Origin of the sequence: Chromobacterium sp. ATCC 53434 (assembly GCF_002848345.1) — a bacterium.
Taxonomy (GTDB): domain Bacteria; phylum Pseudomonadota; class Gammaproteobacteria; order Burkholderiales; family Chromobacteriaceae; genus Chromobacterium.
This window is the reverse complement of record NZ_CP025429.1, coordinates 267,525-281,170: the sequence shown is the minus strand read 5'-3', so window position 1 is coordinate 281,170 and position 13,646 is coordinate 267,525. Positions and strand designations below refer to the sequence as shown.

Annotated in this window: 12 protein-coding genes; 4 read left to right on the top strand and 8 right to left on the bottom strand. The window is 69.1% G+C overall.

The window, feature by feature from the left end:
* The first annotated feature begins 51 nt into the window (after positions 1–51).
* Together CXB49_RS01325 and CXB49_RS01320 are read left to right on the top strand one after the other, a co-directional pair.
* Positions 52–597: a gamma carbonic anhydrase family protein gene (locus CXB49_RS01325; protein WP_101706736.1), complete on the top strand. Its 546-nt coding sequence runs from the start codon at positions 52–54 to the stop codon at positions 595–597.
* 3 nt (positions 598–600) lie between these two features.
* Positions 601–1,095 (top strand): RDD family protein, encoded by a 495-nt coding sequence (locus CXB49_RS01320; protein ID WP_101706735.1) that lies wholly within the window; start codon positions 601–603, stop codon positions 1,093–1,095.
* Here CXB49_RS01320 and CXB49_RS23850 read toward each other — a convergent pair.
* Complete coding sequence (locus tag CXB49_RS23850) at positions 1,092–2,732, bottom strand: methyl-accepting chemotaxis protein (RefSeq protein WP_101706734.1); 1,641 nt, start codon at positions 2,730–2,732, stop codon at positions 1,092–1,094. The genes CXB49_RS01320 and CXB49_RS23850 overlap by 4 nt on opposite strands.
* Before the next feature lie 397 nt (positions 2,733–3,129).
* On the opposite strand from CXB49_RS23850, the gene CXB49_RS01310 reads away from it, so the two are divergent.
* Positions 3,130–4,764 (top strand): APC family permease, encoded by a 1,635-nt coding sequence (locus tag CXB49_RS01310; RefSeq protein WP_101706733.1) that lies wholly within the window; start codon positions 3,130–3,132, stop codon positions 4,762–4,764.
* A gap of 74 nt (positions 4,765–4,838) precedes the next feature.
* Here the strand turns inward: CXB49_RS01310 and CXB49_RS01305 are convergent, their stop codons facing one another.
* The 7 genes from CXB49_RS01305 to tpx all read right to left on the bottom strand — a co-directional run bounded on the left by CXB49_RS01305 (position 4,839) and on the right by tpx (position 12,880).
* Positions 4,839–7,112, bottom strand: coding sequence for a TonB-dependent receptor domain-containing protein (locus CXB49_RS01305; RefSeq protein WP_101706732.1), 2,274 nt, complete (start codon positions 7,110–7,112; stop codon positions 4,839–4,841).
* Between the two features lie 141 nt (positions 7,113–7,253).
* Positions 7,254–9,350 carry a S9 family peptidase gene (locus CXB49_RS01300; protein WP_101706731.1) on the bottom strand — a complete coding sequence of 699 codons (2,097 nt, stop codon included), beginning with the start codon at positions 9,348–9,350 and terminating at the stop codon, positions 7,254–7,256.
* A 19-nt stretch (positions 9,351–9,369) separates the two neighbouring features.
* A complete protein-coding gene (locus CXB49_RS01295; RefSeq protein WP_101706730.1) occupies positions 9,370–10,116 on the bottom strand; it encodes an energy transducer TonB in 747 nt (248 codons plus the stop codon).
* Positions 10,116–10,532, bottom strand: a complete 417-nt coding sequence (gene exbD / locus CXB49_RS01290) for a TonB system transport protein ExbD (RefSeq protein ID WP_101706729.1) — start codon at positions 10,530–10,532, stop codon at positions 10,116–10,118. The genes CXB49_RS01295 and exbD overlap by 1 nt, the downstream gene beginning before the upstream one ends.
* 3 nt (positions 10,533–10,535) lie before the next feature.
* Complete coding sequence (gene exbB / locus CXB49_RS01285) at positions 10,536–11,309, bottom strand: tonB-system energizer ExbB (protein WP_101710558.1); 774 nt, start codon at positions 11,307–11,309, stop codon at positions 10,536–10,538.
* 89 nt (positions 11,310–11,398) lie between these two features.
* Positions 11,399–12,241 carry a ChaN family lipoprotein gene (locus tag CXB49_RS01280; protein ID WP_101706728.1) on the bottom strand — a complete coding sequence of 281 codons (843 nt, stop codon included), beginning with the start codon at positions 12,239–12,241 and terminating at the stop codon, positions 11,399–11,401.
* A 141-nt stretch (positions 12,242–12,382) separates the two neighbouring features.
* A complete protein-coding gene (tpx, locus tag CXB49_RS01275) occupies positions 12,383–12,880 on the bottom strand; it encodes a thiol peroxidase (protein WP_101706727.1) in 498 nt (165 codons plus the stop codon).
* Between the two features lie 281 nt (positions 12,881–13,161).
* On the opposite strand from tpx, the gene CXB49_RS01270 reads away from it, so the two are divergent.
* Positions 13,162–13,632 (top strand): DUF1842 domain-containing protein, encoded by a 471-nt coding sequence (locus CXB49_RS01270; protein WP_101706726.1) that lies wholly within the window; start codon positions 13,162–13,164, stop codon positions 13,630–13,632.
* The last annotated feature ends 14 nt before the right edge of the window (positions 13,633–13,646 follow it).

Sequence of the window (13,646 nt, the reverse complement as noted above, 5' to 3'; positions counted from 1 at the left end):
CCGGCGCGCGCGGCCGGCACAATGCATCATTGCAGAGATAAGGACGAAACGATGAAAAGCAATATCCGCCAGTACGACGGTCATCATCCGGACATCGCCGACGGCTGCTACGTCGACCCGGCCGCCGTCGTCGTCGGCGAGGTGACGCTGGAGGCCGGCGCCTCGGTGTGGCCGTTCGCGGTGCTGCGCGGCGACGTCAACCGCATCCATGTCGGCGAGAACAGCAATGTGCAGGACTTCGCGATGCTGCACGTCAGCCACAAGAGCGCCGCCGATCCGGAAGGCGCGCCGCTGATCATAGGCCGCCACGTCACCATAGGCCATCACGTGACGCTGCACGGCTGTACGATAGGCGACGAGGTGCTGATAGGCATAGGCAGCATCGTGCTGGACCGCGCGGTGATAGAGGACCGGGTGCTGGTCGGCGCCGGCAGCCTGGTGCCGCCGGGCAAGCGGCTGGAATCCGGCTATCTCTACCTCGGCAATCCGGTGAAGCAGGCGCGGCCGCTGACCGACAAGGAGCTGGCCTACTTCAAGTACTCGGCCGAGCACTATCTGCGCGTGGCCGACAAGCACAAGGTCAATCTGGAGGATTGAGCGATGGAGCAACCCGATCATGACGAGGAACTGGAATACGTCGGCTTCTGGGCGCGGGTGCTGGCCAGCCTGGTCGACACCGTGCTGCTGCTGATCGTGTCGGCGCCGCTGCTGTGGCTGCTGGTCGGCCGCGAGGCGGCGAGCGCCGACGGCATGCCCGGTCTGGCCGAGCTCGGCGGCGTCGGCTCGCTGGGCGAATTCCTGATCAACTACCTGCTGCCGGCGGCGGCGGTGATACTGTTCTGGATCTACAAGAGCGCGACGCCGGGCAAGATGATGCTGGGCGCGCGGGTGGTCGACGCCGACACCGGCGCGCCGCTGACGCCGGGCCAGGCGGCGCTGCGCTACCTCGGCTATTTCGTCTCCATCATCCCGTTCTGCCTGGGCCTGCTATGGGTGGGCATAGACCCCCGCAAGCAGGGCTGGCACGACAAGCTGGCGCGCACCGTGGTGGTGCGCCGCAAGCCGCAGCCGGCCGCCTTCCCCGGCCGCCGCTAGGCCGTCGCCAGCCGTCCGCGCGGGATTTCCGCCCGCCGCGGCGCGCCGGCCGCCGGCGCGTCCAGCCGGAACCAGGCCAGCGCCTGGTTCAGTCCGCCGGCGGACTCCGCCAGCTGTTCCATCAACGGCTCGGCCTCGCGCATCTGCTGCTCGATGTGCTGGGCCAGGCTGGCCAGCTCGTGGCCGTGCTGGCGGATATTGCCGCCGGCGCGGGTCTGCCGCTCGCGCGCGGCACCGATGTCCGCCATCAGCGCGCCCAGGCCCGACAGCGCGCCGTCCACCGCCGACAGCGCCCCGTCCAGCGCCAGCTGGGCGTCCTGCCCGTCCCGCCCCGCCTTGCCGGCGGCGACGATGGCGTCGCCCAGCGCGCCCTTGGCTTGCTCCATCTGCCGCAGGCTGTCGAAGATGCCGCTGGTGGCCGAGGCGGTGCGCTCGGACAGCTTCCTCACCTCGTCGGCCACCACCGCGAAGCCGCGCCCGGCCTCGCCGGCCCGCGCCGCCTCTATCGCCGCGTTCAGCGCCAGCAGATTGGTCTGCTCGGCCACGTCGCGGATCAGCGTGCTGATCTGGCCGATCGCCGACAGCGCCTGGCCCAAGGTCTGCATTTCCTGATTGGCGGTGCCGATGCGCTCGGCCAGCAGGCCCATCGTCGCCGCGTTGTGCTCGCCCTGGCGGCGCGCCTGGGCGGTCGCCACCGCCGCGCCGCGCGAGCAGTCCAGCGCCGCCTCGATGTGCAGCCCCACCCGTTCCGCGTGGCCGGCGATCTCGGCCGCCGCCTCGTTGCTGAGCTGGCTCTTCTGCGTCTGCAGCCGGCTGGCGTCGGCGCTCTGCCGCGTCAGCAGCTGCAGCCGACGGCTGTCGTCCTGATTGGCCCCTGCGTGGCGGCGCACCTCGTCCAACAGCCCCGCCAGGTGATCCAGGAAACGGTTGATCCGCGACGCCGCGTGCGCCAGCTCGTCGCCGCCACTGTCGGGCAGGCGCACGGCCAGATTGCCCTCGCCCAGCGCGTCGGCGGCCCGGGCCATCGCCGCCAGCTGGCGGCTCAGGCGGCGCGCCAGCGTCAGCTGGATCAGCACCACCAGCGCGCTGGCCAAGGCCAGCGGCCCCAGGATCAGCGGCGCCAGTCGCGACAGCGCCGCGGCCAGCCCGGCTTTTTCCGCCGCCAGTTCGCCGTCGCGGGTCTTCAATTGGGCGTCGATCTGCGCGACCAGCGGCGCCAGATCGTTCTGATAAGCCTGCTCCGGAATCGACAGCGCGTCCTGCGGCGCGGTCTCGGCGATGCGGATCGCGCTGCCCAGATTCGCGGCGTAAGCCTGCCAGCGGGCTCGCAGCGCGCCGTCGAACGCGCCGGCGTCGGCCGCCGGCAGCGCGTCGTGGATATCGCGCCTGAGGCCGGCCACCTGCCGTCCGGCCTGCTTCAGCCGTTCGGCGGTTTCCGGCAGCAGGGGATCGGCGCGGGAGAATGACAGCGAGACGGCCTTCAGTTGTTGCAGATTGGCCGCCAGTTGCTGCAGGCGGTTGTAGTTGTCGACGTGGCGGGTGAAGGAATACAGCTGCTGGCCGGTCAGCGCCATCGCCAGCGCCAGGCTGGCGAGAGTGAAGGCGATGGTCAGCCACAAGCGTTTGATCAGGGACATGGCGTGCTGCGTGAGACTTCGGGGCCCTCATCGTAGCCGCTATTTATGACACGAAAATTTCAAGACATATAAGTAAGTAACAAAATTTGTTCACACTACGTTACAATCCGCGCAGCCGAAATTCGGGTCGGCGTGTCTGACAAAATTCGACGTTGCATCCCCATCCGGGGGCAACATCAGATTTTCGCCGACGCGCCGGGCCGAAACCGGCCGCTTCGACATCCCCTAGACCGCCTCGCCGTCCACGCCGACGCGGTCCGCCTGCCCAGCAGGCGCGATTTACATAAGACCGGGCCCACCCGGCTATGTGGGCAACCTCCCCCGGACCATTCGGCGCGTGCGCGCCTCCCCGGGAGCGCCGTTGCCCATCATCGTTCAAATGACAGGAGATTCGCCCTTGCAACAACAACATTCCCGCCACATCGGCCCTATCGCGCTGATGCTGACCGGTCTTGGTTCCATCATCGGTTCCGGCTGGCTGTTCGGCGCCGCCCACGCCGCGCAGATCGCCGGCCCGGCCGCCATCGTCGCCTGGATCGTCGGCATGGTGATCATTCTCTCGATCGCGCTGAGCTACGCCGAGCTGGGCGCCATGTTCCCGGAATCGGGCGGCATGGTGCGCTACGCCCGCTACTCGCACGGCTCGCTGCTCGGCTTCATCGCCGCCTGGGCCAACTGGATCGCCATCGTGTCGGTGATTCCGATCGAGGCCGAGGCCTCGGTGCAGTACATGAGCACCTGGCCCTACCCGTGGGCGCAAAACCTGTATCACAACGGCGAATTGAGCACCGTCGGCCTGTCCTTCGCCGCCGTGCTGGTGATCGCCTACTTCCTGCTGAACTACTGGGGCGTCAAGCTGTTCGCCAAGGCCAACAGCGCCATCACCATCTTCAAGGTGATCGTGCCGGCGGTGACCGTGGGCGCGCTGATCTACAGCGGCTTCCACTCGGAAAACCTGAACAACCCGGCGCTGGGCGGCTTCGCGCCGTTCGGCTGGGCCAGCGTGATGACCGCGGTGGCCACCAGCGGCATCGTGTTCAGCTTCAACGGCTTCCAGAGCCCGATCAACCTGGCCGGCGAGGCCCGCAATCCGGGCAAGAGCGTGCCCTTCGGCGTGGTCGGCTCCATCCTCCTGGCCGCGGTGATCTACGTCGCGCTGCAGGTGGCCTTCCTCGGCGCGCTGTCGCCGTCGGAACTGGCGCACGGCTGGAAGGGCCTGGACTTCAGCTCGCCGTTCGCGCAGCTGGCGATGGCGCTGGGCCTGAACTGGCTGATGATGACCCTGTATTTCGACGCCTTCGTCAGCCCGAGCGGCACTGGCGCCACTTATATGGCGTCGACCTCGCGGATGATCTACGGCATGCAGCGCAACGGCACCATGCCGGAAATCTTCGGCCGCATCCACCCGCTGTACCGCATCCCGCGTCCGGCGATGTGGTTCAACCTGGCGGTGTCCTTCGTCTTCCTGTTCTTCTTCCGCGGCTGGGGCACGCTGGCGGCGGTGATCTCGGTCGCCACCGTGATCTCCTACCTGACCGGCCCGATCAGCGCCGCCGCGCTGCGCCGCTGCGCGCCGGACCTGCCGCGCCCGCTGCGCCTGGCCGGCCTGAGCATCGTCGCGCCGTTCGCCTTCGTCTGCGCCTCGCTGGTGCTGTACTGGGCGCGCTGGCCGCTGACCGGCCAGATCCTGTTCCTGATCGTGGCCGCGCTGCCGGTCTACATCTGGTACCAGGCCAAGGCTGGCTGGCCCGAATTCTCCCGCGAGCTGAAGGGCGCGATGTGGATGGTGCTCTACCTGCCGACGATGGCGCTGCTGTCCTGGATAGGCAGCACCGACTTCGGCGGCCTCGGCATCCTGCCGTACGGCGTAGACATGGCCGTGGTGGCCGCCGCCGCCCTGGGCTTCTATTTCTGGGGCGTCAACAGCGGCTGGTACACCCGCTACCTGCGCGACGAGCACGATCCGAAGCTGGTCGAAGAGATGCAGCGCGACAACGAGCCGTCCGGCAAGCCCGCCGTCCAGCGCGGCTGATTCCCGGCCCGCGCAAACGAAAGCCGACTGCCCAGGCAGTCGGCTTTTTTTACGCCCGAACTAGCGGCAAACGCTCAGTAGCGCCACTCGACGGTGGCCGAGTAGGCCCGGCCGCGGCCGGTGGCGTTCGGCGTCAAGTCCGCCGACTGCAGCGGCATCGCGTTCATCACGTTCAGCGGCGCCGAATAGCTGCGGTTGGTCAGATTGCTGACGCCGGCCCGCAGCGTCAGCTGCTTGTTCAGCTTGTAGTTGGCGTACAGGTCGATCAGCGTCGGCGTCGGGTTCTGCTGTTCCTTCTCGACATCGCCGGTGATGTCGTCCTGCGTGCGGTCGACGTTGATGCGGTAACTCTCGCCGTCCTTGCGGAAGATCGCCCCCAGTTCCAGCTTGCGCTCCAGCAGCCGCGCGCCGATATCCAGCGCGTAATAGCTGGACGGCAATTCGGTGATGTCGCCGAAGTTGAAGTTGGCGGCGGCGATGGACGGCGGCTGGCTGGTGCGCTCGCGGCTGTACGACAGGCGCGCGTAGACGAAGCCGGCGTCGTAATTGGCCTCCAGCTCCCAGCCGCGGGTGCGCACCGGCGATACCGTGTTGGTGTAGATATACATGGTGTCGCTGACCCCGGCCTCCTCCGCCTTGCCGGTGTTGACGTCGGCGTAGCTGCAGCGCGCGCCGTCCTTGCAGATGCGGAACATCGTGCTGCTGATGTAGTTGTCTATCTTGCTCCGGTAGCCCAGCAGCTTCAGCCGCAGCGTGTCGTCGCGGCTCAGCAGGCCGTGGAACATCGAGTTGAAACCCAGCTGCACGGTGTCGGCGCGCTCGCCCTTCAGGAAGGGGTTCATCGAATCGGCGCCGGAGTTGGCGAAGAACACCTCCTGCGGATTCGGCCCGCGCGAGGTACGCGCCGCGCTGGCGAAGGGCTGGAACCACGGCGCCACTTCGGCCGAGACCAGCAGCGACGGATCGAAATAGCTTTCCTTCAGACTGATGTCGGCCGCGCCCTGCGGAAAGCAGCGCACATCGTCGCGGCAGGCGGGCTTGTGGCCGGATAGCTCGAAGCGGGTGTAGTTGAAGCCGCCGACCACGTTGAAGACGCCGTGGCGGTAATCGAGGCTGGCGAACAGCGAGCGCATGTCCTGCCGGCCGGCCGGCGCGAACACATTGTTCTCCTCCGCCTGCCGCGCGGTTTCGGCATCGTCGATCTGGCTGTGCACGGTGCGCACGAAGCGGTTGCGCTGCCATTTGGCACCGGTCCGCAGCGTGGCGTCGCCGCCCCACAGGTCGAAGCGGCTGGCGTTGTCGATGCTGAGGCTGTCGCCGATGTTCTCGGCGCTGCTGTTCTTGAAGGTGAACAGCGAGCCCGGCATATAGCTCTGCTTGCCGTTGCCGTGGCTGGCCAGCACCGTCAGGTCCACCCATTCCGACAGCGGCGTGTAACGGTATTTCAGCGCGTAGTCGTCGCTCTGGATGTCGCGCTTGGTGAAGTGGTTGCGGTAACGCCGCGCCGACAGCTCGGCGAAATGGCGGGCGTTGGGCCGCCACTCGGCCTTGAACAGCTGCGACTGCGGATTCTGGCTGAAGCGCTGGTCGCCGCCGAAGCCGAACTCGGTGCTGTCGACGCCGGAGCCGTTGCGATAGGTGCCGCTGCTGGAACTGCTGCTGATCGCGCCGACGAGGCCGAGCTCGCCCCAGCCGTCCAGCTGCTGGCGCGTCGCCCCGGCCACCATGCCGCTGCGGCCCAGGCCGTTGTTGCCGGCGGTGTACTTGGCGCGCGCGCCGTAGCGCTTGCCCTCGCGCAGCACGTCGTCGACGCCCAGCGTGCGGAAATTGGCGCTGCCGGCCAGCGCGTTGATGCCGCTGGCGCCGGCCGAGCCGCCGCGCTCTACGTCGACGCCGACGATGAAGTTCGGATCAATCAGGGCGCCGAAGGAACTGGTCGGCACCGCGCCGTGGGCCAGCTCCGACGGCGCGCTGCCGAAGTAGTTCTGGCTGACGCCGTCTATCATGGTGTTGACCCGGCCCAGGCCGCTCATGCCGCGGATGTTGACGCTGACCGCGCCCTGGTTCGGATCGATCTGGGTGTAGACGCCCGGCATGCCGCGCAGCACGGCGTCCAAAGACTCGGAACGGGTGTTCTCGCCGCGGCTGCTGAACGCGCCCGGCTTCTCCAGCGCGCGCTTCTCGGCGCGGTCGCCGTCAACCTCGTCGCCGCCCGCCGCGCTGCCGCTGACCACCAGCGGCCGGAATTCCACCTTGCCGTCGGCCTGCGCCGCGTCGGCCGCCAGCGCCGCATGTCCGACCATCGCCATCGCGGCGCCGACCCAATGCGCCATCATTTTCTTGTTCACTGCCTGACTCTCCAAAGTGATCGCTGTCCGAACCGCCCTGCCAGGGGCGCACGCGTTCGGACAGCACGGAACAGGAGAGGGGCGTGGGGACAGCGGTCATGCGGGGCGGTCCGCCCCGCCGGCGGCGGGGTAAGGCCAAGCTCACGGCTCGCGCCAGCCGGACAGGGTCAACAAAAAGGCGTATTCGCGGGCGTTGGCCGCCAGCCGAGACACGCGGCCGGCCTGGCCGCGGTGGCCGGCGTCCATCTCGGTGATCAACGCCAGCTGCTGGCCCGGCCATTGCCGCTCTCGCAGCCGCGCCACCCACTTGGCCGGCTCCCAGTACGGCACCTGGCGGTCGTTGAGGCCGGCGGTCACCAGCAAATGCGGATACGGTCCGGCGCCGACGTTGTCGACCGGACTGTAGCCGCGCAAGCGGCGATAGGCGTCGGCGTCGGCCGGGTCGCCCCATTCGCCGTACTCGCCCACCGTCAGCGGCAAGGACGCATCCTGCATGCTGGACAAGGCGTCGACGAAGGGCACTTGGGCCACCGCGCCGCGGAACAGCCCCGGCGCCTGGTTCAGGGCCGCGCCGACCAGCAGTCCGCCGGCGCTGCCGCCCATCGCGTACAGCTGGTCCGGCCGGGCATAGCCCAGCCTCGCCAGCTCGCGGGCCGCGTCGACGAAGTCGTTGAAGCTGTTCTGCTTGTTGGCCAGCCGGCCGGCCTCATGCCAGCGCCGGCCCCGCTCGCCGCCGCCGCGCACGTGGGCGATGGCGAACACGAAGCCGCGATCGAGCAGGCTGATCCTCGGCGCGCTGAAGGCGGCGTCCATCGCCATGCCGTAAGCGCCGTAGCCGTACAGCAGCAGCGGATTGCCGCCCTTGGCCAGCAGGCCCCGGCGGTAGACCAGCGACACCGGCACCCGCTCGCCGTCGCGGGCGCGCATCCACAGCCGCTCGCTGCGGTAGTCGGCGGCGCGGTAGCCGGCAAGCCGGGGCTGCCACAGCGCGCGGGTCTTGCCGTTGGCGAGGTTCCACTCCCAGGTGGAGGTCGGCGTGCTCAGCGACGAGTAGCGGTAGCGCAGCCGCCCGCTGTCCGGGTCCGGATTGCGGTCGAACCAGACGCGGTAGGCCGGGTCCGGCAGCGCCAGCGTCCGGCTCGCACCGCCCCGCCAGGCGATCGCGCGCACCCGACTCAGCCCGTCGCGGCGCTCCTTGACGATCAGATGGCGCTTCAGCAGCAGGAAGCTTTCCACCTCGGCATCGGCGCCGGGCGCGATCAGCGCGCGCCACTCCGCGCCGGGCGCGGCGCTGCGATAGAGGCCGAAGCCGGCCGGGTCGGGATTGGCGCGCAGATAGAAGGCGCCGCGGTAATGGTCCAGATAGTATTCGCGCCCCGGCCGGCGCGCGGCGAACAACTTGGCCGGCGCGGCCGGATCGCGCGCGTCCAGCAGCCAGGCCTCGCTGCTGTCGCTGCCGGCGACGGCGATCAGCGCGTAGCGGCGCGAGGCGCTGGAAGACAGGCTGACGGTGTAGGCCTCGTCCTTCTCCTCGTACACCAGCGCGTCGTCCTGCCCGTCCAGCGCATGACGGTAGACGCGGCTGGAGCGATAGGTGTCCGGATCGACGCCGACATACCACAGCGCGCGGCCGTCGGCGGACCAGACCATCTCGGTCCCGGCCTTGCGGTCGGCCAGCGGCAGCCACTCGCCGCTGGCCAGATCGCGCAGCGCCAGTTGCTGCGCGCCATCGCCGCGGACATCCTCGGCCACCGCCAAATAGCGCCCGTCCGGCGACAGCTGCCAGCCGCCCAGCCGATAGTAGCGTTTGCCTTTCGCCCGCTCTGCGGCGTCCAACACCGTCCGCCACGCGCCGCCGGCCAGCGGCCGGCGCTCGTACACCGGCTGCTGCGCGCCCTCGGGGTAGCGTTCGCGGTATTCCCAGCCGTTTTCCGCATAGGGAAGCGAGGCCTCGCCGCCGGTGCTGCGCGCCTGCATCTCCGCCAGCAGCGTGTCGCGCAGCGGCTGCTGATCGGCCAGCAGCGTCTCGGCGTAACGGTTCTCCGCCTGCAAATGGGCCAGCACTTCCGGCCGGCTGCGGCTGTCGTCGCGCAGCCAGGCATAGGGATCGACGCGGGTGTCGCCGTGGGCGCTGAAAGTTTGCGGCCGGACATCCGCCCGGGGCGGCGCGTCGGCGCGCGCCAGCGCGGCGCACAGGCAGAGGCCCGCCAATGCGGCAAAGGAAAGAATAGGGTTCATCGTCGCTCGCGGCGGCCGGTCAACCGGCCTGGTTCAGGTCAAAATGTATCGGCAACACGATGCGGATCTGGCCGCCGCTGAGACGCTCCGGCGGCGGCGCCGGCAGCGGTTGCGCGCGGCGCAGCACCGCCAGCGCCTCGCGGTCCAGCGACAGCGTGCCGCTGCCGGCCGCCAGGCTGGCGCTACTGACCCGCCCGCCGGCGTCCAGCGTCACTTCGACTTTGGCGACGCCGCCGCGGCGGCGGCTGATCGCGTCTTCCGGATAGCGCTTGTGTCTAGCGAGATGGCCCAAAACCCGGCCCTCCCAATCGGCGTTGCGGGCGCTGCCGTCGCTGTTCTCTGCGGCGGCGGTGTCGTCGGCGCGCTGCGGCGCCCTGGCCGACGACGCCGATTCGGCGCTCTTCGCCGCGCGGCTGGCGCTGTCCGCATCGGTTTCAGCGGGCGCGCCATCGCGCCGCGCCTGCAAGGCCACGCTCTGCCTGGCTTCGTCGCTGCGGGCCAGCTTCACCGGCGCGCGCTCGCCGGCGCGGGCGCGGGACGCGGCGGTGGCCATCTGCCGCTGTTGCGCCACCGGCTTGTCCGCCTCCGGTGTCGGCGCGCGCACCTGCAAGGCCACCAGCTGCACCACCGCCGCCTGGGACGGCGGCGACGCCGTGGCCGCCTTCGGCAACAGCTGCCATGCCCAGACCAGCGGCAACAGCGCCAACAGCAGCGCGCCGCTGCCCCAGCCGACCACCGGCAGCGGCCTGCGCTCGGCGGCGGCCATCAACCGGCCTCCCTGCCCACCAGGCCGACTTGCAGATAGCCGGCGGCGCGCAAGGCGTCCATCACCGCCATCACGTCCTCATACGCGGCGGCGCGATCGGCCTGGAAAAACAGCGGGGTGTCGCGGCGGCCGCCGGTGGCGGCGTCCAGCCCCGCGCCCAAGCGCGCCAGCGGCACCGCCTTCTCGCCCAACAGCAGACTGCGGTCCGGCTGCAAGGTGACGATCAGCGGCTTGTCCGGCCGCGGCGCCGGCTTGGCGCTGGAGGCCGGCAACTCGATTCTCTGATCGACGCTGGACAAGGGCGCGGCCACCATGAAGATGATCAGCAGCACCAGCATCACGTCGATGAACGGCGTGACGTTGATCTCGGACAGTTCGGCCAGCTCGTCGCCGCCGCCGGAAGGAAAGCCGCCCATCGCTCAGCGCCCCGCCGCGCGCGTGTCAAGCTCGCGGCTGAGCAAGAGCAGCAACTGGCCGGCCACCTGCTGCTGCAAACCCTTGTGGCCTTGCAGCCAGCGGCTGAACAGGTTGTAGATCACCACCGCCGGGATGGCCGCCACCAGGCCGACGGCGGTGGCCAGCAGCGCCTCGGCGATGCCGGGCGCGACGCTGGCCAGGCTGGTATTGCCGCTGGCGGCGATGCCGGCGAAGCTGCGCATGATGCCCCACACGGTGCCGAACAGGCCGACAAAGGGCGCCACCGCGCCTATGGTGGCCAACAGGCCGACGCCGCGCGCCAGCGAACGGGCCCGCGCGCTCTGCGCCTGCTCCAGCCGGAACGCGGCGCGCGCCTGCAAGGCGTCGCGCGGCGCGTCGGCGGCCGACTGGGCGATCTCGGCGTCCACCTCGCGCAGCAGGCTGCGCGCCAGGCCGTGGGCCGGCAACGGCTGGACGCGTCCGTCGGCGTCGGCCAAGGTCGCGGCTCCGGCCAGCGCAGCATGGCCGCGGCGGCCTTCCCGCGCCGCCAGCCACAGGGCCGCGCCCTTGACCAGCAACACCAGCCAGCAGGCGAAGGCGGCGGCCAGCAAGGCCAGCATCACGCCCTTCACCACCGGATCGGCGGCGACGAACATCGCCAGCGGCGACAGGCCAGCGCCGGCAACCGGCTGCGCGGCCTGCGCATGGACCGAATAAAGCGAAAGGCCGCTGCCTGCGATGCCGGGCAACGGCCTGAAACGAGTACTGGGCTTCATCAATGACTAGCTGTGTGGGTGGAGGTGTCCCACTTTATCATTAATGATAATCATTATCAATTAACAGAATAGAAACAATTCATGTCCGTTCATTCGCCATCCGCGGCGGTATACCAGACATAGTCGGCCTGTTCCCGCCCCAGTCCGGCCCCCTCCTCGGCCAGCACCAGCACCGCGGCGGAACGGCCCGGCGCCAGGTCGGCCAGGTGCAGCGGCACGCCGACATCGCGCCGTACATGGTAGGCGCCGGCGATCAGCAGCGCCGGCTTCGGCGCGGCCAGCAAGCGTTCGGCCATCCGGCGGTCGCGCTGCTGCTGCACCGCCAGCATCGAAGCCATCATGCCGTCGTCCATCTTGCCGCCGTGCTCGCTGCGTATCACCTCCTCCAGCCGGCTCGCCGCCCGCGGATCGCGGGTGGCCCGGCCCTGCGGCCGCTCGCGGCTGAGGTAATAGGCGCGCATCTGATCCCGGTCCAGATTGGCCGCCAACAGCGGATACGGCGCGCGCAGCAAGGTCATCGCCAGCTCGCCGTACAGCGCCCACGGCCAGCCGGCCTGCCAGGCCACCAGTTCCTGCACACGCGACGGGCGCACCGCCGGATCGCCCTGCAGCCAGGCCTTTACCTCGTCCACCCGGGGCTGCTGGCTGGGCGTCAGCATCTCCAGCAACGCGCTGCCCTGCGGCCGGCTGGCGGCCAGGCCCCGCGCCAGCCAGACCTCTATCCGGTGGTGATGGCGGTTGTCGTGCTTTTCTCCAAGCAACAGCATGTCCGCCGGCGCCAGCCTGGCCAGCAGTTGCTCCGGACTCAGCGTCCCGCCGCCGGCGGTTTCGACGATGCGCCCCGCCGGCGCGCCCTCCGGCCTTGCCGCCGGTTGCGTCGCGCAAGCGCTCAAACCCGCCAGCAACGCGATCGCCGCCATCCATCGCCTCATCATTTTTCCGCCTTGATTGGTTTCCAAAGCCGGAATATTAATTGATAACGATTATCAATAACAACAAGGAGGCGAGCGCATGGCCAAAAACAAAGCCGGCTGCAATCGCAGCCGGCTGGGTCGAGCAGGAATCGAAGACGCTTACAGCGCGGCCAGCGCGGCGGCGTAGTCCGGCTCGTCGGCGATCTCGCCCACCAGCTGGCTGTGCAGCACCTTGTCGTCGGCGTCCAGCACCACGACGGCGCGCGCGGTCAGGCCGGCCAGCGGACCGGAGGCCAGCTTGACGCCGTAGGACTCGGCGAAAGCCGGGTTGCGGAAGGTGGACAGCGTGGCCACGTTCTCGATGCCCTCGGCGCCGCAGAAGCGCTTCTGGGCGAACGGCAGGTCGGCCGACACGCACAGCACCACGGTGTCGCTCAGCGCGGCGGCCTTCTCGTTGAACTTGCGCACCGACGTCGCGCAGGTCGGCGTGTCCACGCTCGGGAAGATGTTGAGGATCTTGCGCTTGCCGGCGTAGCTGGCCAGCGACACCTCGGCCAGGTCGCCGCCGGTCAGTTGCAGGGCCGGGGCGCGCTCGCCCTTGGCCGGCAGCTTGCCCGCCACTTCCACCGGATTGCCGCGCAGGGTTACGGTTGCCATCTCAATGCTCCTCATTGCTTGGTTGTCGACCGCGATAGTGTGGGGCAAAGACGGCGAAATTCAACCCCGCCCCCTGCATGGTTGCCGTCGCTACCTGTTGGCGGCCTACCGTCCCCATGCGCACCAAAATTCCAAACTGATCTAAATGACGGCGATTTTTATTTTTATTCGTTATATAAAGTGCGGGTGGCGCCGCTACCGTGGCGCCGCGAAAGAGGCACCCGGGACGCGCGCTTACCGGCGCCGTCAACTGTCATCCGATTTCACCAAGGAGTCCTAATATGGCCAACCAACTGGATCGCGATCAGAAGTCCGGACTGTTCATCGTCAGCTACAACATCTTCAAGCCGGGCGTCGCCGGCGGCTACAATCTGCAACTTCGGCTGTCGGTCTATCCGCCGGCGCGCCGCGTCAGCGGCGAGGCCGTGATCACCCACGCCACCCAGCAACCGCTGGTGTTCAAGACCGCGGTGCAAGGCAGTTTCGAGGAAATCGGCAGCGGCATCGAGCTGTTCCTGGCCGGCCACAACCTGCTGCAGGCGCAAGCCCAGCACGGCCAGCAGCAGTCGCACTCGCTGCTGGGCGAGGACTTCCACTTCGACGGCCACCTGAAAGGCGGCTGGCAGGCCGAAAACGGCTCGCGCGCCCGCTACGCCTTCCTGCAGCACGGCCACTGGACCGAGGTGATAGGCCAGGATGTCCAGCTGTCCGATGAGGTGCGCCACGCCGCCAAGGCGCTGAACCTGCGCTAAGCGCCGACTTGGAC